Origin of the sequence: Plantactinospora sp. B5E13, assembly GCF_039871775.1 — a bacterium.
Lineage (GTDB): Bacteria > Actinomycetota > Actinomycetes > Mycobacteriales > Micromonosporaceae > Plantactinospora.
The window spans coordinates 1-22,052 of record NZ_JBDPLT010000062.1; the positions used below are offsets into that span (position 1 = coordinate 1).

The 22,052-nt window shown below is 72.2% G+C and carries 18 protein-coding genes, 1 tRNA gene and 1 pseudogene; 7 read left to right on the top strand and 13 right to left on the bottom strand.

Annotation, left to right across the window (positions count from 1 at the left end):
• Positions 1-170 precede the first annotated feature (170 nt).
• A complete protein-coding gene (locus tag ABGB05_RS33350; RefSeq protein WP_347657946.1) occupies positions 171-797 on the top strand; it encodes a hypothetical protein in 627 nt (208 codons plus the stop codon).
• Here ABGB05_RS33350 and ABGB05_RS33355 read toward each other — a convergent pair.
• Positions 779-862 (bottom strand) — tRNA-Leu (locus tag ABGB05_RS33355). The two genes, ABGB05_RS33350 and ABGB05_RS33355, sit on opposite strands and share 19 nt — an antisense overlap.
• A gap of 417 nt (positions 863-1,279) precedes the next feature.
• On the opposite strand from ABGB05_RS33355, the gene ABGB05_RS33360 reads away from it, so the two are divergent.
• The 3 genes from ABGB05_RS33360 (at position 1,280) to ABGB05_RS33370 (ending at position 3,635) form a co-directional block, all read left to right on the top strand.
• Positions 1,280-1,990: an LLM class flavin-dependent oxidoreductase gene (locus tag ABGB05_RS33360; RefSeq protein WP_347657985.1), complete on the top strand. Its 711-nt coding sequence runs from the start codon at positions 1,280-1,282 to the stop codon at positions 1,988-1,990.
• A gap of 9 nt (positions 1,991-1,999) precedes the next feature.
• A complete protein-coding gene (locus ABGB05_RS33365) occupies positions 2,000-3,037 on the top strand; it encodes an aldo/keto reductase (protein WP_347657947.1) in 1,038 nt (345 codons plus the stop codon).
• A 115-nt stretch (positions 3,038-3,152) separates the two neighbouring features.
• Positions 3,153-3,635 (top strand): NAD(P)H-dependent oxidoreductase, encoded by a 483-nt coding sequence (locus tag ABGB05_RS33370; RefSeq protein WP_347657948.1) that lies wholly within the window; start codon positions 3,153-3,155, stop codon positions 3,633-3,635.
• A gap of 156 nt (positions 3,636-3,791) precedes the next feature.
• On the opposite strand, the gene ABGB05_RS33375 is transcribed toward ABGB05_RS33370, so the two are convergent.
• From ABGB05_RS33375 to ABGB05_RS33405, 7 genes are read right to left on the bottom strand one after another with little or no spacing between them, the layout of a single operon-like run.
• The gene (locus ABGB05_RS33375; RefSeq protein WP_347657949.1) at positions 3,792-4,982 is read right to left on the bottom strand and encodes a low temperature requirement protein A; all 1,191 of its coding nucleotides are present in this window, start codon (positions 4,980-4,982) and stop codon (positions 3,792-3,794) included.
• Positions 4,983-5,036: 54 nt separating this feature from the next.
• Positions 5,037-6,248, bottom strand: coding sequence for an endonuclease/exonuclease/phosphatase family protein (locus tag ABGB05_RS33380; RefSeq protein WP_347657950.1), 1,212 nt, complete (start codon positions 6,246-6,248; stop codon positions 5,037-5,039).
• Positions 6,245-7,291, bottom strand: coding sequence for a glycosyltransferase family A protein (locus ABGB05_RS33385; RefSeq protein WP_347657951.1), 1,047 nt, complete (start codon positions 7,289-7,291; stop codon positions 6,245-6,247). Before ABGB05_RS33385 ends, ABGB05_RS33380 begins: the two co-directional genes overlap by 4 nt.
• The gene (locus ABGB05_RS33390; protein WP_347657952.1) at positions 7,288-8,301 is read right to left on the bottom strand and encodes a glycosyltransferase; all 1,014 of its coding nucleotides are present in this window, start codon (positions 8,299-8,301) and stop codon (positions 7,288-7,290) included. Before ABGB05_RS33390 ends, ABGB05_RS33385 begins: the two co-directional genes overlap by 4 nt.
• A complete protein-coding gene (locus tag ABGB05_RS33395; protein ID WP_347657953.1) occupies positions 8,298-9,302 on the bottom strand; it encodes a UbiA prenyltransferase family protein in 1,005 nt (334 codons plus the stop codon). Before ABGB05_RS33395 ends, ABGB05_RS33390 begins: the two co-directional genes overlap by 4 nt.
• Before the next feature lie 10 nt (positions 9,303-9,312).
• Positions 9,313-10,350 carry an NAD-dependent epimerase/dehydratase family protein gene (locus ABGB05_RS33400; protein WP_347657954.1) on the bottom strand — a complete coding sequence of 346 codons (1,038 nt, stop codon included), beginning with the start codon at positions 10,348-10,350 and terminating at the stop codon, positions 9,313-9,315.
• On the bottom strand, positions 10,344-11,654 hold the full coding sequence (locus ABGB05_RS33405; protein ID WP_347657986.1) for an aspartate aminotransferase family protein: 1,311 nt from the start codon (positions 11,652-11,654) through the stop codon (positions 10,344-10,346). The genes ABGB05_RS33400 and ABGB05_RS33405 overlap by 7 nt, the downstream gene beginning before the upstream one ends.
• Before the next feature lie 279 nt (positions 11,655-11,933).
• Here ABGB05_RS33405 and ABGB05_RS33410 point away from each other — a divergent pair, with 279 nt between their 5' ends.
• From ABGB05_RS33410 to ABGB05_RS33420, 3 genes are all read left to right on the top strand, one after another.
• Positions 11,934-12,935 carry a glycosyltransferase gene (locus ABGB05_RS33410; protein WP_347657955.1) on the top strand — a complete coding sequence of 334 codons (1,002 nt, stop codon included), beginning with the start codon at positions 11,934-11,936 and terminating at the stop codon, positions 12,933-12,935.
• Entirely contained in the window at positions 12,932-13,651 is a 720-nt protein-coding gene (locus ABGB05_RS33415; protein ID WP_347657956.1) for a polysaccharide deacetylase family protein, read from the top strand. The genes ABGB05_RS33410 and ABGB05_RS33415 overlap by 4 nt, the downstream gene beginning before the upstream one ends.
• Positions 13,652-13,725: 74 nt before the next feature.
• A complete protein-coding gene (locus tag ABGB05_RS33420) occupies positions 13,726-14,559 on the top strand; it encodes an AfsR/SARP family transcriptional regulator (protein WP_347657957.1) in 834 nt (277 codons plus the stop codon).
• On the opposite strand, the gene ABGB05_RS33425 is transcribed toward ABGB05_RS33420, so the two are convergent.
• The 5 genes and pseudogenes from ABGB05_RS33425 to pta all read right to left on the bottom strand — a co-directional run.
• A complete protein-coding gene (locus tag ABGB05_RS33425) occupies positions 14,519-15,184 on the bottom strand; it encodes a class I SAM-dependent methyltransferase (RefSeq protein WP_347657958.1) in 666 nt (221 codons plus the stop codon). The two genes, ABGB05_RS33420 and ABGB05_RS33425, sit on opposite strands and share 41 nt — an antisense overlap.
• 33 nt (positions 15,185-15,217) lie before the next feature.
• The gene (locus ABGB05_RS33430; protein ID WP_347657959.1) at positions 15,218-16,273 is read right to left on the bottom strand and encodes a lysylphosphatidylglycerol synthase domain-containing protein; all 1,056 of its coding nucleotides are present in this window, start codon (positions 16,271-16,273) and stop codon (positions 15,218-15,220) included.
• On the bottom strand, positions 16,270-18,630 hold the full coding sequence (locus ABGB05_RS33435; protein ID WP_347657960.1) for a glycosyltransferase 87 family protein: 2,361 nt from the start codon (positions 18,628-18,630) through the stop codon (positions 16,270-16,272). The genes ABGB05_RS33430 and ABGB05_RS33435 overlap by 4 nt, the downstream gene beginning before the upstream one ends.
• 76 nt (positions 18,631-18,706) lie before the next feature.
• Positions 18,707-19,834 (bottom strand): acetate kinase, encoded by a 1,128-nt coding sequence (locus tag ABGB05_RS33440; RefSeq protein ID WP_347657961.1) that lies wholly within the window; start codon positions 19,832-19,834, stop codon positions 18,707-18,709.
• Between the two features lie 89 nt (positions 19,835-19,923).
• Positions 19,924-21,984 (bottom strand): annotated as a pseudogene (pta, locus tag ABGB05_RS33445) (phosphate acetyltransferase); the annotation flags it as partial.
• Between the last annotated feature and the right edge of the window lie 68 nt (positions 21,985-22,052).

Consider the following 22,052-nt stretch of genomic DNA (forward strand, 5'->3'; position numbering starts at 1 on the left):
ACGCGAAACCGTTCGTCTGGACCGCGACCCCCAGCGAGATCCTGGCCAAGGTCCGCTGGGTCCACACCGAGGTCCGCAAACTCCTCACCAACAACGACAAGTAAACGATCTCAATTACGCGACACTACGTCCTTCGCGGACTCATGCTCTGCGGACTGTGCGGACGCAAGATGCAGAGCCACCAGGCACATGAGGCCGCTTACTATCGGTGCCGGTACCCCAACGAGTACGCCCTCGCCAACCACGTCCAGCACCCCCGCAACGTCTATGTCGCGGAACGAGACATCGTCCCCGCCCTCGACAACTGGCTCCTCAAGGCGTTCGCCCCGCACCGGCTGACCGATACGCTCCGCCGGCTCCACGCCGCCCAACCCGAGGCCGGACCCGGCGCCGGCGTCGCGCCGGAGATCGCCGCCGTGAACAAGATCATCGCTGCGTGCGACGCCAAACTCGTCCAGTACCGGGCCATCGCGGACGCCGGAGGCGATCCCGCCACCGTCGCCGCCTGGATGGCCGAGGTCAACGCCCAACGCGCAGCCGCCCTCGCCCGACGCGACAAAGCAGCACGAGAACCGGCTCCCCGTCGCCTCGCCGAGGACGACATCCGACGCCTCGTCGGCAGCTTCGAGGACATCCGCAACACCCTGCGAGACGCCGACAGTAAAGACAAAAGCAATGTCTACCGCGAGCTACGGCTCGCCCTCACCTACGACCCCGGTAAAAACAAAATCAGCGTCGAGGCGAAGCCCGACGCTGATTACTGTGGGGTAACTGTACGTGTCCGAGGGGGGACTTGAACCCCCACGCCCTATACGGGCACTAGCACCTCAAGCTAGCGCGTCTGCCATTCCGCCACCCGGACTTGCTCCGCAACCCTACCTGATCGACCGGTTGATGATCTCACCCGGTCGGCGCCTGCAGGGCCGCACGGGGGACTACTGTACACGGCTCCCTGGGATCGCGCACGGCGGCCACCGCCGGGCGCGTGGCATGCCGTCGGGGCGGCGCGGCAGGCGCCGCCGGACTCACGCGGACGTGGCGACCGGGGCCGTCCGGCGGATACCGACTCCCGGGCGGGAAGCCCGTCGCCGGATGTCCGTCGGACGGGTCGTCGCCGCCGGAGAACCGTGCAGGGGGCGGATGTTAATAGGTGGTTGACTGACCGTTCTGTTATTCCTACGGGCGTGCCGCGACATATCCGTGACCGCCGCTACGGAGGACGGTTCTTCCGGGTCGCCGGCGCGCTCAACGTGCCCGGTCGCCGCAGGGGCATCCGCTGCTGGTCCAGGCCGGCTCGTCGGAGGACGGCAAGGAACTCGCCGCCCGCTACGCCGAAGCGGTCTTCACCGCCCAGCAGACCCTGGTCGAGGCGCAGGCGTTCTACACCGACCTGAAGGCCCGGACCGCGGCGGTCGGCCGGGACCCGGACGGGATCAAGATCCTGCCCGGGGTCGTGCCGGTGCTCGGCGCGACCGAGGCGCAGGCCCGGGCGCTCGAGGACGAGCTGGAACGGCTGATCAGACCGGAGTACGCCCTCCGTCAGCTCGCCACCACCCTCGGCGTGCCGCCGGACGTCCTGCAGCTCGATCGGGAACTGCCGGCGGAGCTGCCCGACGAGGACCAGATCGAGGTGGCGAAGAGCCGGCGCACCCTGATCGTCGACCTGGCCCGCCGGGAGCGGCTGACCGTCCGTCAGCTGATGGGCCGGCTCGGTGGCGGGCGCGGACACCGTACCTTCGCCGGCACCCCGGAACCGGTGGCCGACGCCATCGAGGAGTGGTGGAACCTGGGTGCCGCCGACGGGTTCAACATCATGCCGCCGGTGCTGCCCTCCGGGTTGGTCGCGTTCGTCGACCACGTGGTGCCGATTCTGCAGCCCCGCGGCCTGTTCTGCACCGAATACACCGGTACGACCCTGCGCGACCACTACGGCCTGCCCCGGCCGGCCAACCAGTCCAGGTCCACCGCCGCCGTGCCGGCCGTCCACTAGGGAGACGACATGACCGACCTCCGACCGTTCGGTCGTACCGGGGTCCTGCTCAGTCCGCTGACCCTGGGTGCGATGAACTTCGGCCGGCGGGGCAACCCGGACCACGAGGACTGTCTCCGGATCATCCACCGCGCCCTCGACGAGGGCGTCACCGCGATCGACACCGCCGACGTCTACTCCCAGGGCGAGTCGGAGGAGATCGTCGGCAAGGCCCTCGACGGCGGCCGGCGCGACGAGGTGTTCCTGGCCACCAAGTTCCATGGCCAGATCGGGGACAGCCCGCATCACCGGGGCAACTCGCGCCGCTGGATCGTCCGGGAGGTGGAGCAGAGCCTGCGCCGGCTGCGCACTGACTGGATCGACCTCTACCAGGTGCACCGGCCGGAGCCGGAAACCGACTTCGACGAGACCCTCGGCGCCCTCAGCGACCTGGTGCACCAGGGCAAGATCCGCTATATCGGCACCTCCACCTTCGAGCCGTCGGCGATCGTGGAGGGGCAGTGGATCGCCGAGCGTCGGGGCAGGGAGCGGGTGGTCAGCGAGCAGCCGCCGTACTCGATCCTGGCCCGGGGGATCGAGCGGGAGGTGCTGCCGGTGGCCCAGCGTCACGGCCTGGCGGTCATCCCGTGGAGTCCGCTGGCCGGCGGCTGGCTGGCCGGCGGCTACCACCGGGACCTGGCCGGACCGATCTCCCGGCGGGCGGAACGCTTCCCGGCCCGGTTCGACCCCCGGCTGCCGGAGAACCGGCGCAAGCTCGAGGCGGTGCAGGAACTGGCCACGCTCGTCGCCGACGCCGGGCTGTCGCTGATCCACCTGGCCATCGCCTTTGTCCTGGAACATCCGGCGGTCACCTCGGCGATCATCGGTCCCCGCACGGTGGAACAGTTGGAGTCCCAGCTCGGTGCGGTCAAGGTCAGGCTGTCCCGGGACGTGCTGGACCGGATCGACCAGATCGTGCCGCCCGGCACCACCCTCAACCCGGCGGACGCGGGATACCAGCCACCCTCGCTGACTGACCCGGCGCGGCGGCGGAGGACGGCCCGGTGACCACCCGTCGGAGTACCGGCGAGGCGCCCGAGCCGTCGGAGTACCGGCGGCGTGGGAGCCCGGACACCGTCACCCGGGCGGAGGCAACGTGGGCGGAGAAGGCGGGGAGCTGACAATGAGCGGGGTCGTGGTTCTCTCCGGCAACCCGCGGGCCGGGTCGCGGACCCGTACCCTGGCCGTCCGGGTGGGCGCGGACATCGCCCACCGGGACGGCGCCGCGCCGCCGACCGTGGTCGACCTCGCGGAGTACGGGGCGCAACTGCTCGTCCACGACGACGTTCGGGTGGCCGGCGGGTTGGCGACTGTCCGGTCCGCCCGGGTGCTGGTGGTCGGCACGCCGACCTACAAGGGCAGCTACACCGGTGTGTTGAAGGTGTTCGTGGACCGGTTGCCGCACCAGGGTCTCGCCGGGGTGGTCGGCGTCCCGGTCACCGTGGGGGCCACCGCGCAGCAGGCCGCGCAGTCGGAACGGCACCTGCGGGGGCTGCTCGCCGAACTCGGCGCCGAGGTGCGTCCGGGGCTGGCGGTGACCGAGCCGTCGGCCGGTGACCCGGAGGTCTCCGTCGGCTACGTGGCCGCCCTGGCCGGCCGCGTCTGAACGAGGTCCTTCGGGCTGGGGACGGCGCTGGAGCCGCCCCGGCCCGGGGACGTACGCCGCACTGGCCGGCAGCCACACCGAGGTTGCCGACCCCGGGCACCACCGGCGGGATCCCGTTCGAGGTCGATCCCGGTCCGGCACCCACCGGACAGGTCCTCAGTTCGGCGGCATCGCGAGTTCGACGGTGACGACGGCCAGCAGTACGACCACCACCACACCGGTCACCGCCAGCGCCGGCAGCGAGACCAGCGCGGGGCCGGCGGCGACCAGCAGGCCGGCGCCGATCAGTCGCGGTTGGGTGACCCGGGCGAAGGCCCGTCGGCCCAGGATGGCGTGCCCGACCAGGAAGAGCGCCGGTCCGCCGACGATGACCGTGACCCAGGCTGCCGGCGCCGGACGGGTCGGATCTTTGATCATCAGTTCGTTCGCCACGGTGATCATGACGACTCCGGCCACCATCACCAGGTGGGCGAAGCCGGCCGGCCTGGTTTCGCCGGACGGCCGGCCGGAGAAGGGGGGACCGAGGCGTTCCCGGGTGCGGTGGAAGTAGATCCAGTACAGCAGCACGCTCGTCACGAACGCCACCGTGAAGGCGACACCCCGGACCGGACTCAGGTCGCTCTCGTGGAACGTCCGGCCGGTCGCGGCGATCGTCTCACCGAGGGCGATGATGGTGAACTGCCGGTACCGTTCCGCGATGTGCCGGCCGGCCAGGTTCCACTCCACGGACCTGGCGCGACCGAGCCCGGGTACCGGCCAACCGGCGAAGGCGGCGACGTAGTCGACCAGGATCGCCACCCCCCAGAGCACCAGTCGCGCATCCTCCTCGACCAGCATCCCCGCCAGCCAGAACACCGCCGAGAAGGCGAACCAGAGGAAGCCACGCAGCGGACGACGGCCCAACGGCTGCCTCCGTAGCGCGATGGCGCCGGAACCGCTGCGGAGCAGGTTGATCGCGACGTAGGTGACCGCGAACATGTGCGCCCGGTCCTCGAACGCCTCGGGTATCGCCGTCGACAGCAGCAACGCGGCGAACGTCGAGGCCATGACCAGGAACTGCAGCGGCAGTCGCTGCGAGTCCATGGTGTCGGTGAGCAGGTTGGTGTACGCCCACACCCACCAGACGGCCAGCAGCAGGATCAGCGCCTGGTACGCCCCGAGCCAGGTGAGGTCGTCGGCGAGGCTACGGGCCAGCCGGAAGAAGATGAAGATGTAGACCAGGTCGAAGAAGAGTTCGACGTATGTGGTCCGCCTCAGCCGCTTCGAACCGGCGACCGGGACGTCATCGTCGACCACCATCCGCCCGTCCCGTTCGCCGGCCCACACTCCCCGGCTCAGTCGTACCACCGGGGTGACGGCGGGAGCGGCTGTTTCGACGATCCCGGGACCGGGACCGTCGGCTCAGCGCAGCGATACCACCAGGTGCTGGCCGCGGTGGTCGGAGGCGCCCCGGGTGCTCTCACCGAACCGGTAGGAGTGCACCCGTACCCCGGACGAGACCAGCGCCCAGTCGAGCCGCCACCAGCGCGGCCAGCCCGGCGTGTCGGACCAGGTCGCCGGGGTGAGCGAGCGTGACGCGTAGCCGGCGTCGCGCAGCCCGTCGGGCAGCTTCGCCAGGTCACCCATGGCCGGGCTGGTGTTCAGGTCACCGGCGACCAGCACCGGGTGCGGGTTCGTCGGCACGTCCCGGGCCAGCGCCCGCCACTGCGGCTCCCGTTGGGCGTGCTGCTCCCGGATGACCCGGTAGAACTCCGCACCGAACGGGCTGTGGTCGGGGGAGAGCTGCACCGGCAGGTGCAGGTTGTACGTCGACAGCACCCGACCCGCCCCCACGTCCAGGTCGGTCCGGAGCACCTTGTACCGCCACTGCTCACCCGCCCCGGCCACGACCGGCGGCAGGTCCGACGCCTCCAGCGGCAGCCGGCGCAGTATCGGGAAGCGGGAGAGGGTGACCAGTTCACCGACGACCACGAGGTGGAAGTCGGGAAACTCGGCACGCAACCGGTCCAGGGCGGCCGCGGTCGGTCCCGGCGTCTGGGCGTACCAGTACTCCTGCAGCAGGTAGACGTCCGCGTCCGCGTCGCGCAGCACCCGGTACATCGACTCGGTCTGCCCGCCCTCGTCCCAGTAGCCGGTGTTCCAGGTGAAAACCCGGACCGCGTCCGGCGGCGCCGGACCGTCCCCGCCGGCGAACGCCCGGACGTTGACCCCGGAGCGGTCCGCGCCGAGCAGCAGCGCGGCCACCGCGAGCAGCGCGACCGGCCACCGCGACCGCCGGCAGGGCGCGGCGCCGACCGCCAGCGTCACCGGCACCGCCAGGAAGGCGAGGGGTGGGATCGCGTCGACCGCCAGCCAGAGCCACCACTGCCCGCTGAGCGCCAGGTGCGCGACGGTGAAGCCGAGCCAGAGTGCGGCGGCGCCGACCAGGGCGGTGTAGAGCCACCACCGCCAGCCGCGCCGCCTCGCCCCGCCCCGCCCGCCGGCCCGCCGGGGCCCGCCGTCCGGCCCGCCGGCACCCCGGCGCCAACGCCGCCGTCCGGCTCCGCGCGCCTTGAGGGCCCCGGTGTCCGGGGGTGCCGGGGCGCCGGTGACGGACGGGGGGAAGACGGTCACGCCGTCCCCCGCAGCGGCGGGTGGTCGACCGGGAAGGAGGCGTCGTAGAGCCGGCGGAAGGTGCCCGAGGCGAGCCACTGCAGGGCGCCGGTGGCCACCCCGGCGGTGATCGTCACGTTGACCAGGAAGTGCAGGCCGGCGAAGAAGACCAGGAACGGTACGCCGTGCCGGCGGCGGACGAACGCGTACATGCCGGCGTCACACGCCAGGGAGACGCCGAGCAGGGCGGCCGGCAGCAGCACCCCCCACGGGCCGAGCAGCAGCGGCGCGGCCAGCGCCGGCAGTACCCCGAACGCGGCGAGGCTGCCCCAGGCCCGGGACGCGGTCTCGAAGCCCTGCCCGAACCGGCGGGCTCGGGCGTAGAGCGGGATTCGCAGCCGCCCCCGGTGGAACAGTTTGCGCAGCAGGCCGCGCAGCTCGTGGTCGTGGTCGTGCCGGCCGCGTACCCGGGAGGTGAGCACCAGCCGGTAGCGCCGGGTCAACCGGTAGCCGTAGTCGACCTCCTCGGTGTGCCGCAGCGCCGGGTTGAACGGGCCGACCTCCTCGAAGACGGTCCGCCGGATCAGGCACACGGCGGGGAAGAGGAACGACACGTCGCCCTCCGCGCTGATCGACCAGTAGTGGTACTGCAGGCCACGGTACCGGGCCACCGCCGTGTCGTGCAGCAGCGGCTCGGGGTCCTCGATCCCGCAGACCGCGCCGATGGCCGGGTCGCCGACCAGCAGCTCCACCGCGTTGGCGACCGCGTCGGGGGCGAGCACCAGATCGGAGTCGACGTAGCAGAGCAGCTCCCCGGCGCTGCGCGCGGCACCGATGTTGCGGGCCCGTCCGCAGCCGCCGTTGACACCGGTGCTCACCACCCGTACGCCGAGGGCCTCGGCGACCGCGACCGACCCGTCGGTGCTGCAGTCGTCCACCAGCAGGATCTCGAGGTTCGGGTACGTCTGGTCGAGGATCGAGCGCAGGCACAGGTCCAGCGACTCGGCGTAGTTGTAGTTCGGCACGATCACGGAGACGAGCGGCCGACCGGGGTCCGGGGTCATCGGGTCGCCACCTCGGTCCGGTCGTAGAGGCCACGAAACCGCCGGGAGGTCAGCCAGGCGAACACCCCGCAGAGCGCCGCGACGGCGATCACCAGGTTCAGGAAGAGGTGCATGGCGGCGAAGTAGCCGAGGAAGAACGGCCCCCGTTCCCGGGCCACGAACCGGTACATCGGCAGGTCGCCGAGGAGGAACGCGACCAGGGCGGCGAGCGGCACCAGCAGCAGGGCCGCCCCGAACAGCACCGGCAGGGCCAGGGTCAGGACGGCCAGCAGGGCGGCGACACTGACCCAGGCCCGGGAACCGCTGCGCAGTCCGCCGGGGAACTCCGGCTTGTTGGCGTACATCGGGATGTGCAGCGCGGTCCGGGTGAAGACCTTGCGGACCAGCACGGTGAGCTCGTGGTCGTGGTCGTGCACGCCGCGGACCCGGGGCGAGAGCCAGATCTGGTAACGCTGGGCGAGCCGCAGCCCGTAGTCGGCGTTCTCGGTCTCCCGCAGCTTCGGGTTGAACGGCCCGATCTCGGTGAAGACCCGGGCCGGGACGGCGAGCAGCGCCGTGTAGAGGGTCATGATCCGCCCCTCGTCCGCCATCAGCCAGTACGACTGCTGCAGGCAGCGGTACTCCTCCAGCAGGCTGTCCCGGACCAGTGGCACCGGGTCGTAGTTGCCGCAGACCGCGCCGATCGCCGGGTCGGCGGTGAGCAGTTCCACCGCGTTGGCGACCGCGTCCGGCTTCGCGGCCACGTCCGAGTCGACGAAGAACAGGATCTCCCCGCCGGCGTGCGCCGCGCCGAGGTTGCGGGCCGCCGCCGGTCCGGAGTTGACCGGGGTACGCAGCACCCGCGCGCCGTACGACTCGGCGACCGTGACCGAGTTGTCGGTGCTGCAGTCGTCCACCACCAGAAGCTCCAGGTTCGGGTACGTCTGCCGGCGGATCGACTCCAGGCAGAGGCCGAGTGCCCGGCCGTAGTTGTAGTTCGGCACGATGACCGACACGAGTGGTGAGTTCATCTGTCCATCCAGGTCATCAGGTTCGGATACCGGGCCCCGACCTGGGCCACGGTCAGGGCGGCCCCGCAGAGGACCGCACTGGTCACGATCATGCGGTCGCGCAGGACGGCCCGGATCGGGTCGCCGCCCGCCCCGCCGACCAGCACGGTCTGCAGGTAGCGGAACGCGGCGAGCAGCCCGAGCGGCACCACGACCGCCAGCGCGGCCGGACGGTGCACCCCGAGTGGGGCGTCGGTGTGCAGGTAGAGCAGGAAACTGATGCTGGCCAGCGCGGCGGTCATGCTGAGCAGGTGGTCGGCCAACTGCACGGTGTACCCGGCCAGCGCGGGCCGGTGCGGGACGCCGGCCAGGGTCAGCTCGTGTCGCCGCTTGCCCAGGATCAGCACCAGGCAGCCGCTGAAGACGGCGGTCAGCAGCAGGCCGGAGGCGGTCGCCCCGGTGGCCGCGTAGCCCTGCAGCACCCGGAGCACAAAACCGGCGGCGATCACACAGATGTCCAGCAGCGGAAGGTGTTTGAGCCACCGGCTGTACGCGACACAGAGTCCGAGGTAGCCGGCGAGTGGCCACCAGTCGAGGTCGGGCGCGGCGAGCAGCACGGTCAGCAGCGCACCGGCCAATCCGGCGGCGAACAGTGCGGCGACCGGGACGCTGATTAGCCCGGCGGCGATCGGGCGACGACGTTTTTCCGGGTGTGCCCGGTCGAGCCGCCGGTCCACGATGTCGTTGAGCACGTAGATCATCGAGGCGCCGAGGGTGAAGGCCAGCACCGCCCAACCGGTCCGCGTCACCGCGGCGGCCGTCCACTGCGGGGTGTCGGCCAGCGCCAGCGGCACCGCCAGCAGGTTCTTGACCGCGTGTCCGGGGCGCGCCAGCGCGGCCAGGTGACGGGCCAGTCGGACCGCGCGTCGGACCGGGCCGGCGCGCCGACGCCCCGGCCCGTCGATCCGGCCGGTCATGGCCGGTACGGTCCGGTCGACCGTGCTCTCCACGGCGGTCACCATCGGCCTCCGCTCAGAAGAAGATTTTGGCGAGCGAGAGCACGCCCTGCCGCCACGGGTCCCGACTGGTCCGCCCGCCGGTGGGCCCGCCGCGGGTGCCGGTGGTCGACGCCGCGGTCCGTTCGGCCCGCCACCACTCGTACGTGCGCAGGATCGCGTCCTGGTTGGAGAACTTCGGGGTGAACCCGAGCCGTTCCCGGGCCTTGTCCACGCTGACGTACGAGTCGTGCCGCAGCTTGTGCAGCAGCCGGCCGTAGACCGGTGAGAGCCGGGCCTTCTCGGCCAGGCTGAGTACCGCCAGTGCCGGGCCGGCGGGCAGCCCGACCACCCGTCTGCCGTGCCCGGCGGCGTCCAGCACCGCCTGGAAGTCCTCGCGCAGCGTGCCGAACCGTTCCGCGCCGAGGTTGTAGGTGTCGAGCGCCACCTCGTCCGGGGCGGCCAGCACGGTCAGCACCGCGTCCACCAGGTCGTCGACGGCGAACATCTGGATCCGGACGTCGCCGGCGCCGAGCACCGGGAAGTGCCGGCCCTCCTCGGCCCACTCGAAGAGCATGGCGAACAGCCCCATCCGACCGGGGCCGAGGAAGGTCTTGGGGCGCAGCACCGCCACCGGCAGTCCGTCGGCCCGGTGCCGTTCGACGAGTTCCTCGGCGGCGGCCTTGGCCGCGCTGTAGGTGTCGACCGGTTCCCGGGGGTGTTCCTCCGGGGTCGGTACCTGCCGGGGCAGCCCGTAGACCGCGGTCGAGGAGATGTGCACCACCCGGCCCACCCGGGCCCGCCGGGCGGCGGCGAGCACGGTGCGGGTGCCGTCCACGATGATCGACCGGATCTCAGCGGCGGGATAGCTGGGCAGCGCCGCCGCGCAGTGCAGCAGCACGTCCGCCCCGTCGGTGGCCCGGGCCATCACCTCCGGGTCGCGGATGTCGCCGACCTCGGTGACTCCCGGCTCGGCCCGCAGGTCGACCCCGCGTACCTCGTGCCCGTCGGCGCGGAGCCGGTCGGCCAGCCGGGAGCCGAGCATGCCGGCGGTGCCGGTCACGGTGATCACCACAGCGAGCCCACCTTCTGCGCGACGAACCGGGTGACTAGCCGGGTGAGGCCGTGGCCGAGCACCTCGCCGAGCGCGTCGGTGGCCCGCTGCACGTCCGCCGGGTCGGTGACCAGGGACGGGCCGATGATCAGCGGGTTGCGGCCGTTGAGGGTGTAGTACGTGTAGATGTCGTGGTCCTGGTAGAGCGCGTTGATCACCGCGCAGGTCACCAGCTTCGCCTTGAACCTCGGGTCCCGGGCCATCCCGGCTGGGGCGAGCCGGGCCACCAGGTCGAGGATCCGGGGCCCGCCGTCGATCTGCACGCCCCAGAGCGCGCCGGCCCCGGCGACCCGGCCCACCGCGTCCGGGAACTCCTTGGCCAGCCGTTCCAGCGCCGGTTGCAGCACCCGTTCCAGTTCCCGGGCCCGGCCCGGGTAGTCGTCCTCCACCACGATGTTGATCGCCTCGAGCGCGGTGACACACTCCTCGCCCATCCCGTAGTACGTGGTGCTGGTGCTCTGCAGCAGCGCGTCGGTCAGGTTGTCGTACGCCTTGCGGAACACCCGTTCCCGGGCGACGAATGCAGAAATCGATGACTTTCCGCCCCCGAAGGACTTGGATGTGGTAAGGACGTCCGGCACCAGGCCCGGATAGCGCATGAAGTAGAACAGGCTGCCGGTCTTACCCCAGCCCGTGTAGATCTCGTCGAAGATGAGCACGATGTCGTGCCGGTCGCACAACTCGCGTACGCCCCGGAGAAAACCTTCGTCGCACCACTGAATGGTGGAGGCGCTGAACGGTTCGACGATGAGCGCGTACACGTCGTCCGGGTGTGCCGCGATCGCCGCCTCGACGGAATCCAGATCGCCGTAGGTGAACGGGACGATGCCGGGAATGGTAGGAAATTCGAACTGGGGTTGTCCGGTCAGGCCACCCGAGCCCAGGAGTTTCCCGTGGAATCCGCGGTCCGCCCGGAGGATGGTCCGCCGGCGTCCACCGTGGTACTTGAAGGCCAGCTTCACCGCCCCCTCGACCGCCTCGGCACCCGAGTTGGGCAGGAAGGACATCGACAGGTCGGCGGGGAGCAGTTGGGCCAGGTTGTGACCGAGCGCCGCCAGATAGGGCGAGAAGTACGTCTTGTGCACCTCCATCCGGCGCTGTCGCGCGAACCGCTCCCGGACGGCGAGGATGCGGGGATGGTTGTGGCCGTGGTTGAGGACGCCGACCCCGCCGGTGAGGTCGAGGATTCGACGGCCGTCGCGCAACACCAGGTAAGCGCCTTCCGCGTGGTCGACCAATTCCCGGCCGAAGCCGAACGAGGTCATGAGGGCGACCTGGCTCGCGTTGACGTAACGGCGATAGAGGTCGTGCACCTCCCGGGCGGTGAGGCGCTCGCAATCCTCCAGACTGACCAGATTGGGCATGCCGTGGACGCTATCGATTGGTACGGGATGTTCTCTGGATCGACGCTGTACGCAACCTTGACTACGTAAGGCAACGCTTGCCAGTGGACAACGGGGTGGATAACTTGGGTCGCATCAGAGCTGGATCTCCATGCGTCAATGCCTGAGTTGGCGCCGAATTTTCTTCTTGGGGTGCTCAACATGTCACCGACGGTGTCGGTCATCATCCCGGTGCACAACGGTGCCAGAACACTGCGGGCCTGCCTGGAGGCCGTCTACGCGCAGCGACACCCGGTCACCGAGGTGATCGTCGTCGACGACGCCAGCACCGACGGGACCCGGGAGATCGCCGCCGAGTTCCCCTGCCGACTGCTGGTCACCGACCACAACACCGGGCCGGCCGCCACCCGCAACCGGGGAATCCGGGCCAGCGGCGGCGACCTGCTGTTCTTCCTCGACTCCGACTGCGCGCCCGAGCCGGACGCGCTCGGCAACGCCGTCGCCGTCCTGCGTCAGCACGCCGACGTCGCCTGCGTGCACGGGATCTACTCGCTGCGGCCGCTCTTCGACGACGGCCCGGTCGAGGCGTACCGGCTGCTGCACGGCCACCACTGGCGGCTGCGTAACGTCGGCCGGGTCCGGACCACCCTCTTCGCGATCTGTCTCATCCGCCGCGAGGTCTTCGACCGGGTCGGTCTCTTCGACGAGAACCTGCGCGCCTCCGAGGACGTCGAGCTCGGCGACCGGATGGGGGACCGGTACGCGACCGTACTGACCGACACGGTGGTCTGCCGGCACGACGACGACGATCGGCTCGGGCCACTGCTGCGCAAACAGTTCAGCCGCTCCCAGTTGCTGATTCCGGTGGCCCTGGCGGAACGCGGCCCGGCCGGGTTGCGGGCCAACAGTCCCCTGGGACTGCTCGCCGCCGCACTGCTGCCGGCGACCCTGCCGCTGGTCCTGCTCACCCCCGGGCTGCTGCTGGTGCCACTCGGCCTGCTCGGGCTCTTCGTGCTCGCCGACCCGGGCCTGCTGCGGTTCGTGGCCCGGCACCGGGGAGCGGGCTTCGTACCCTTCTTCTACGGGTTGCACCTGCTGGTGCAGTGGGCGGTGGTGGCTGGCGCGGTCGTCGGCGGGGTACGCCACCTGACCGACCGGAACTTCGGCCCGACCCGCCCGGTCGACACCCCGGCGAAGTCATGAACGGCGCACCCGACCCGGACCACACCCCCTGGTCGTACCTCTCCGCCCAACTCCTGCACCACCTCCTCTTCGCGGTACGCGGCCAGCAGTTCCTCCGCAGCCAGGCCGGGCTCGGCGGTCGACGGTGGCCGGTCTTCGGCGTACCCGGGCACAGTGTGGCGCTGACCGTGGACGACGGACCGGATCCGCAGTGGACTCCCCGGGTCCTGGACCTGCTCGGCCGACACCGGATCACGGCCACCTTCTTTCTGATCGGCGCCCGGGTCCGGGAACATCCCGACCTGGCCCGGCGGATCCGGGCCGAGGGGCACCGGCTGGGCAACCACTCGATGTGGCATCCGCAGCCGTTCGCCGCGCTCTCCCCGGCCCGGGTACGCGCCGAGATCGTCGAGACCCAGCGGACCGTCGAGGAGGTGACCGGGGTGGTACCCCGGCTGTTCCGCGCCCCGGGCGGCAACTGGTCGCCGAAGGTGCTCCGGGCGACCGGCGACCTCGGCCTGCTGCCGGTCGACTGGACGGTCAACCCCAGCGACTGGCGCAGCCCCGGAACCGACCGGATCACCCGACGGCTGTCCCGCAGCCGAGCGGGTCACGTACTGCTCTGCCACGACGGCGGCGGTGACCGCTCGCAGACCGTCGCCGCCCTGGCGACGGTGCTTCCCCGGCTGCTGGACCGGGGCCTGCGGTTCGTCGTCCCCGGCGGCGACGGCGACTGAGCGGATGACGGGGTCAGCTGTGGAAGGTACGCGAAGCCGGGCAACGCCGCCCGAATGTTCTGGGGGGAAGCGCTATGGCGAACGATGACCTGAAGATCCTGCTGCTCGGCCCGATCCGGGCCACCCGTGGTGACACCGCCCTCTATCTGGGCACGCCGCGGCAACGTGAGGTGCTCGCGGTGCTGGCCCTGCGCAGCGGGCTGGTGTTGTCGGTGCCGCAGATCGTGGACGCGATCTGGAGCGGCCGTCGCCCGGACTCGGTGGAGAACATGGTGCACACCTACATCGGCCGACTGCGCCGGGCCCTCGAACGGCCGCCCGCAGCGCCCGCGCACCCACGCCGGTCCCGACCGCCGGCCCTGCCCCGGGTGCTGCGGTCGACCCGCCCCGGCTACACCCTGGACATTCCGGCCGAGGCGGTCGACAGCATGCTGTTCGAGCGGGACGTGCGGGTGGCCCGGGCCGCCCGCGCCCAGGGTGACCTGCCGCGCGCACTGCACTTCTTCCAGCAGGGGCTGGCCCGCTGGTCCGGTCTGGCCCTGCAGGAGGCGGCCGGCCCGCTGGCCGAGGCGGAACGGATCCGTCTGGCCGAGCTGCGGCAGGACGTGGTCGAGGAGACCACCGGGGTACGACTGCTGCTCGGCGACGTGGAGAACCTGGTCGCCGAACTGCGCTGGATGCTCGCCGCCCAGCCGATGCGGGAACGGCTCTGGGAGCTGCTGCTGATCGTCCTCGGCCAGACCTCCCGCCGGGCCGAGGCGCTCACCGCCTTCGAGGACGCTCGGATGACCCTGACCGAGCGGCTCGGGGTCGAGCCGGGGCACCGGTTGCAGGACCTGCACCGCCGGCTGCTGCGCAGCGAACCGGTCACCGTCTGCCCGTGGTGGGAACGTCGGGTTCCGGTCTGACCGCGCTCGGGACCGGCCCGGTCAGGACGAAGAACGCGCCGGCCGGGCCGTCGTCGAGCCGGACCGGCAGCTCCGCGACGAGCGGCAGCCCACAGTCGCGGATGACCTCGACGAAGGCGGCGGCCCGGGCCACGTCGTAGATCTGCACCACGATCCGGCCCCGGTCGGTGAGCATCGTCGGCAGTCGACGCAGCAGCGCCGCCGACTCGGCCGGGGACAGGTAGTAGATGACCTCGCGGAGCAGGATCGCGTCGTACCGCCGCGCGCTCCGGTAGCTGCGGATGTCGGCGACCTCGAACGAGGTGTTCGGCCGGCCGAGGGCCCGGGCGGTCTCGATCGCCCGCTGGCTGAGGTCGACGCCGTGGTAGTGCCGGTAGCGGCCGGCGTCCAGCGGCAGGTTGGCGCTGGTACCGCAGCCCAGGTCGAGGATCGCCGGCTGCCGGGCCCAGGTCTCGATCAGGGACAGCGGCATCGCGCCGTCGGACATCTCGTCCAGGTACCGCCAGAGCCCGAGGGCGTACTGCACGTTCCACAGGGCCGCGTGCAGCCGGCGGTGGGGACGGATCAGCACCCGGACCGGAAAGCTGGTCAGCCGGGCCACCGTACGGAAGAGCGTGTTCGCCATGACGTCACCGACCTCCTCTGGTCGATCGTGGTTTCACCCGGCCGGGGCCGGGTCGGTTCCGGGACGGCGGGACCGGCGCCGGTGCAGGTACTGCGCCACGGCCAGCCCACCCGCACCGACCAGGACCTCACTGAGCGCGCAGACCAGCCGGCTGGCCAGCACCACCGGGGTGGCGACCGAGGCCGGTAGCACGGTGGCCAGCCCGACCAGCAGCACCGCCTCCCGTACCCCGAGGCCGTCCGGGGCGACCACGACCAGCAGCCCGGCGACGGTGGCGGCGGCGAAGCCGGCGACACAGACCAGGTAGGAGCGGGCCGGCGGCGCCCCGGCGGTGACCGCGAGCAGCCACAGGTGGTGCCCGCTGACCAGCCAGGAGAGCGACTGGGTGGTGATCGCCCGGCGGATCCCGACCCGCGACGCGGTGACCGACGGCGGTGACCGCCGCAGCAGCCGGGCAAGTCCGGCGAGCAGCCGGTTGAGCAACTCGGGTCGGGTGAAGAGGACGACCAGCGGCACCACGGCCAGCCCCAGCCAGCCGGTGGCGCCGCCGAGCAGCGCCGGACCGGCCGCCAGCGCGACAGTCATCCCGGTGAGCGCGACGACCGCCCAGCTGAGCAGGAAGACACCGGCCAGCCGGACCGGCCCGACCTCGATCTCCCGACCCATCCGAAGCAGCACCGGCAGGGCGACGAACCGGCCCGGGACGAACTTGGCCAGGAACCCGACGAAGAAGAGCCGGGCGGCGGTCCACCGGCCGACCGGCGCACCGAGATCGACGAACAGGGCGTACCAGGAGACGACGCCGAGCAGCAGCCCGGTCGCGTTGATCAGCAGGGCGCCGACCAGCACCACGGCGACGTGCGGCGGATCCAGCCGGGCGGTCAGGTCGCGGACCGGCGTCCAGTCCTGGCCCCGGACGAACAGCACCAGCCCGACCGCCAACGCGACCACGAAGACGACCGCGATGACCTGGTTGACCAGCCGCCACCAGTCCCGCCGCGCCGGCCCGGCGGCCGGGACAGGTTCGGCCGACGCTGCCGGCCCGGCGGCCGGGACCGGTTCGGCGGCCGCCCGGGTCGGGCCGGTCACCGGTGGTCTCCCGGGGACGCCGGCTGGGCCTCGGCCGACCGGAGCCGGACGGTCGCCGCCCGAGCCACCCCGACCAGCAGCCCGACGAACTCGGTCAGGTGGGTGAGCCAGCGCAGCACCGTCGCGTACAGCAGGAAGAGCGGCCCCCGGCGACGCAGCGCGAACCACAGCAGCGTCCGGTCGGCGACCAGGAAGACGGCGAACAGGCCGAGCGGCACCGACCACAGCCAACGACCCGCCACGACCAGCGGCAGGGCGCCCACCGCCAGCACGCTGCCGGCCATCCCGACCAGGGACTCCACGTCGATCCGGTGCGGCGGGCGTCGCTCCGCCGCCGGCCGCGGGTTGGCCGGCGGCGCCCACCGGGCCAGCACCACCGCGCCGGCGTAGGTCCGGGCCCGCCGGAACAGTTCCGACAGGTACGGCCACAGCCGGTCCACGTCGTCGTGCCGCCCGACCATCTCGGCGCTCGTCCGGATCGTGTACGACGCCGGCAGGCGGGTGCCGAACTCGACGTCCTCGGCGTCCCGCAGGCCCTCGTCGAAACCGCCGACGGTGTCGAAGACGGCCCGGGGGACCGCGGTCAGCGCGAACATCGTCGTCGAGGTCTCCCCGGCGGCGCGCCGCCGCCAGAAGTGCTCGAAGAGCGTCTTGTACGCCTCGACCGGGCCGTCCGGAAACAACGGGTGCAGGTCGTAGATGCCCTGCACCACCCCGCAGTCGGGATGCTCCCGCAACACCCGCAGCGCGTTGGCGAGGGCGTCCGGGGCCAGCGCGATGTCCGAGTCGACGAAGAACAGCACCTCGCCGGTGGCCCGCGCCGCACCGGCGTTGCGGGCCGCGGAGACTCCCCGGTTGGTGTCGAACGGCACCAGGAGGCAGGGAAATCCGGCCACGATCTCCCGGGACCGGTCGGTGCTGGCGTCGTCGACCACGATCACCTCGACCGGCGTCACGGTCTGCGCGTGGACGGCGGCCAGACACGCGGCCAGCGTCTTCTCCTTGTTGTAGTTCGGCACGATCACCGACACGGGTACGACGGGTACCTCCGGAACCGGCGCGGCGGCGGAACGGGAATCGGTTCTCGGTGGCATCGGTGTCTCCCCGACGGGTCGGTTCGGCGGCCCGGGACGGGCCGTCCCGGGTGGCGGCGGTGCGCCGCGCGCCGCTCGTCGGCGCAGCCGCAGCGGAAGGCCGCCGAGCAGGGCCAGGCCAAGCAGGACGTAGAGGTTGGTGTACCCGAGGTCCCAGACCGGACCCGGCGGGTCGTGCCCGACGGCCCAGCCGGTGCTCAGCACCAGACCGGACCAGAGCAGGCCGGCCAGCACGTACCCCCGCCGGTCGCCGGAGCGCCACGCGCCGACGACGACCAGCACCAGCACCGGCACCCACCAGACCCAGTGGTGGTGCCAGGAGACCGGGGAGACCAGCAGGCCGGTCGTCGCGCAGGCCAGGACACCGAGCAGCTCCTCGCCGGCCCGGGCGCACCGGACGGCCACCGCGATACCCGCCACCGCGACCAGCAGGACCGGCAGCCAGCCGTACCACGGGTCGGTGGAGCCGGAGAGCCGGACCAGGGCGCCGGTGAGCGACTGGTTGAGTACCGTCCGGGGATCCTCGGTGACCCGGGAGGCGTCGAGCAGGGTGCCGCCCCAGAACCGTACCGAGTCCGCCGGCCGCCAGAGAAAACCGAGCGCGACGGTGCCGAGGAAGCCGCCCACCGCCGTCCCGGCCATCCGGAGCCGGCCGGTGGCGACCAGGTACACCACGAAGATGAGCGGGGTCAGCTTGATTCCGGCGGCGACCCCGACCGCCAGCCCCGCCGTGCGTCGACGCGGGCCACCGGTCAGGTCGAACAGCACCGCCACCATCAGGAACAGGCCCACCTGCCCGACCTGCAGATGCCCGGCGACCGGGAACGTCGGCAGCGCGGCGATCCCGGCCAGCAGCGTCGGCACGGTACGTCGCCGTGCCGGCACCCCGGCCGCCCGTAGTGTCACCGCGATCGTGGCGAGCAGGGCGAGCACCGAGCCGAGGGTCCACACCGCCACCGCGACCGGCAGGTCGACGTACCGCAGGGGTTGGAACAGCAGTGCGGCGAACGGTGGATAGGTGAACCCGAGCGCGACCCCGTCGACGCCCCGGAAGGTCACGTCGTACAGCCCGCCGTGCCCGGCCGCCGCGGCGGCCGCCCCGGTCCGGTAGACCGCGAGATCACCCCAGAACCGGCCGGTGACCAGGTGTACGACCAGCGCGGCGGCGGCGACCGACAGGGCGAGGGCGAGGACACCGGTACTCCCGGCCAACCGACCGAACCGGGGTGTTGTCGGAACCGTCACCGTAACCGGCGGCGCCATCACCGGCCTCCCTCCCGTCGCCAGGCGGGCAGACCGTAGCAATCGACCTACCGCTATTTTCTGGACGACGGCTGGATCACCCAGCGTCGCCGACCAGCACCCCCCGGACCTGTTCGGCGATCTCCCGTTCCTCGTCGGTCGGCACCACGGAGACCGTGACCGGGGCGTCGGGCGGGGAGATGACCGGCGCGGAGCCGCGGTTGCGTTCCGGGTCGACGGTGATGCCCAACCCGGTCAGCCCGGCCAGCGCGCCGGCCCGGACGTCGGGGGAGTGCTCACCGACCCCGCCGGTGAAGGTGATCGCGTCGAGCCGGCCGAGCACCGCCAGGTAGGCGCCGACGTACTCGGTGATCCGCCGGCAGTAGACGTCGAAGGCGAGGCCCGCCGCCGGGTCGCCGGCCGCACGGCGGCGCAGTACGGCCCGCATGTCGTTGTCGCCGGCCAACCCGCGCAGCCCACTCCGCTGGTTGAGCAGCTCGTCGATCTCGTCCACCGACAGCCCACCGACCCGGTGCAGGTGGAACAGCACCGCCGGGTCCAGGTCGCCGCTGCGGGTCCCCATCACCAGTCCGGCGAGTGGGGAGAGGCCCATCGAGGTTGCCACGCTGCGCCCACCGGAAACGGCGCAGGCGCTCGCCCCGTTTCCCAGGTGCAGGGTGATCAGGTTCAGCCGTTCCGGCGGCCGGTCCAGCAACTCCGCCGTCCGCCGCGAGACGTACGCGTGCGAGGTGCCGTGGAAGCCGTACCGACGGATCCCCAGCCGGGCCGCCAGCTCGGCGTCGAGCGCGTACGCGCGGGCGGCCGGCGGCATCGTGGCGTGGAACGCGGTGTCGAAGACCGCGACCTGCGGCACGTCCGGCAGCAGTTGCCGGGCCACCGCGATCCCGGTCAGGTTGGCGGGATTGTGCAGCGGCGCCAGCGGTACCAGCCGGTGGATGGCGGCGACCACGGTGTCGTCGAGCAGCGTCGGCGCGGTGAACTCGGTGCCGCCGTGCACCACCCGGTGGCCGACCGCGGCCAGCCCGGTCAGGTCGACCCGGCCGAGGACGTGCCGCAGCGCCGCCGCGTGGTCCGGGGCGTCGCCGCCGGGCTCGCCGATCCGTTCCACCAGCCCCTGGTCCAGCGTTTCGGGGGCGTCGCCGACCCGGGCGAAGAGCCGGTACTTCAGCGACGAGGAACCGCTGTTCAACACGAGAATCCTCACCGGATGACGTCCTCTCCGACGGCCGGCGCCGGCACCCCGCTGGCCTCCGGCAGTACCCCGGCGGGCCCGTCCGGGTCCGGGGCGGCGGCCGCCTGGACCGCGGTGATGGCGATGGTGTTCACGATGTCCTTCACGGTGGCCCCCCGGGACAGGTCGTTGACCGGCCGGCGCAGCCCCTGCATGATCGGGCCGACCGCCACCGCCCCGGCCGACCGCTGCACCGCCTTGTACGTGTTGTTGCCGGTGTTCAGGTCCGGGAAGACCAGCACCGTGGCGTGCCCGGCGACCGGACTGTCCGGCAGTTTGGTGGCCGCGACCGTCGGGTCGACCGCGGCGTCGTACTGGATCGGACCCTCGACCGGCAGCTCTGGCCGGCGGGCCCGGACCAACGCGGTCGCCTCGGCGACCTTGTCCACGTCCGCGCCGGTGCCGGAGGTGCCGGTGGCGTACGACAGCATCGCCACCCGGGGTTCGATGCCGAACCGGGCGGCGGTGTCGGCGCTGGAGAGCGCGATGTCGGCGAGCTGGGCCGCGTCCGGGTCGGGATTGACCGCGCAGTCGCCGTACGCCAGCACCCGGTCGGCGAGCAGCATGAAGAAGACGCTGGACGCCACCGACACCCCGGGCACGGTCTTGATGATCTCGAACGCCGGCCGGATCGTGGCGGCGGTGGTGTGGGTGGAGCCGGAGACCATGCCGTCGGCGAGCCCGGCGTCCACCATCAGGGTCCCGAAGTAGTTCACGTCCCGGACCAGGTCGTACGCCAGCTCCGGGGTCATCCCCCGGTGCCGGCGGAGCTGGGTGTAGCGGGCCGCGAACCCGTCACGCCAGTCGCTGTGCTCCGGATCGACCAGCCGGGCCCGGCCGAGGTCCACCCCCAGCTCGTGGGCCCGGCGGGTGATCTCCGCGGGGTCGCCGAGCAGGGTCAGGTCGGCGACCCCGCGGCGCAGCACGGTCTCCGCCGCCCGCAGGATCCGGCGTTCCGCCCCCTCCGGCAGTACCAGGTGCCGGCGCCGGGTCCGGGCCCGGTCGATCAGGTCGTTCTCGAACATCAGCGGAGTGACCCGGTGCGACCGGGTCACCTCCAGCCGACGGGAGAGTTCGGCGCCGTCGACGTGCGCCTCGAACGCGCCGAGCGCGGCGTCGACCTTGCGTGGGGTGGTGACCGAGAGTCGGCCCTCGATCCGGCCGACCGCGTTGACCGTGTGGTAACTGTCGGTCTTGGTCACCAGCACGGCCAGCCCGGTACCGAGCCGTTCGATGACCCGTACCGCCCGGGGGTCGGGATGCTCGCCGAGGGTGAGGACCAGCCCGGCGACGTTCACCACCCCGGCGGCGTGCGCCGCGCTCGCCGCGACCAGCAGGTCGGCCCGGTCGCCCGGTGTGATCATCAGACAGCCTTCGGTGAGGTGGTCGAGCAGCACCGGCACGTGGGCGGCGCCCACCACCACGTCCAGCACGTCCCGGTCCAGCGCGGCCGGCCCGCCGGAGAGCACCGTCGCGTCCAGTGCGGCGGCCACCTCCGCCACCGTCGGCGCGGAGACCACCGGCACCTCCGGGATCGCGTACGCCGGCACCGGCAGCCCGGTCGGGGCCGGGGTGCCGGCCGGCACCCGGTTCGCGATCACGGTCAGCACCGTGCCGCCCGCCTCCACGACGTCGTGGTACGCGGTCCGGGCGTCGGCGGCGACCACCTCCGGGCTCCGGTCCAGCCCGTCCACCACCGGCACCACCACACTGCCGAACTCGGTGGCGAGCCGGGCGTGGAAGGCGAGCAGCCGGTCCGGCCCGGTCGACGATCCGTCGGCACCGGCGCTGACGTCCCCGCCGACCACCACCACGGCGGCGCACCGGCGTTCCAGTTCGCGGTAGCGGGCGACGATCCGGCCGATCAGCTCCTCCTGTCGTCCCTCGGCGGCCAGCCCGGCCGCCTCGACGCTGGTCACCCCGTACGAGTCGGGATAGCCGGCGGCGACCGGATACCGGGCGGTGAGCAGGGCCAGCACCGGGTCCTCCCGAGCCTCCGGCACGATCGGCCGGAACATCCCGAGCGGGGCGACCCGCCGGGAGAGCAGCTCGGCCAGGCCGAGTGCGACCGTCGCCTTACCGGCGCCGGGTCCAAGTCCGGCGACGTACACGCTGGGAGCCACGGCTCACCTGACCTTTCGGCTGCACCGGCCGCCACCGGCCGGTCCTCCTATTGTCGGCCCATTCGATC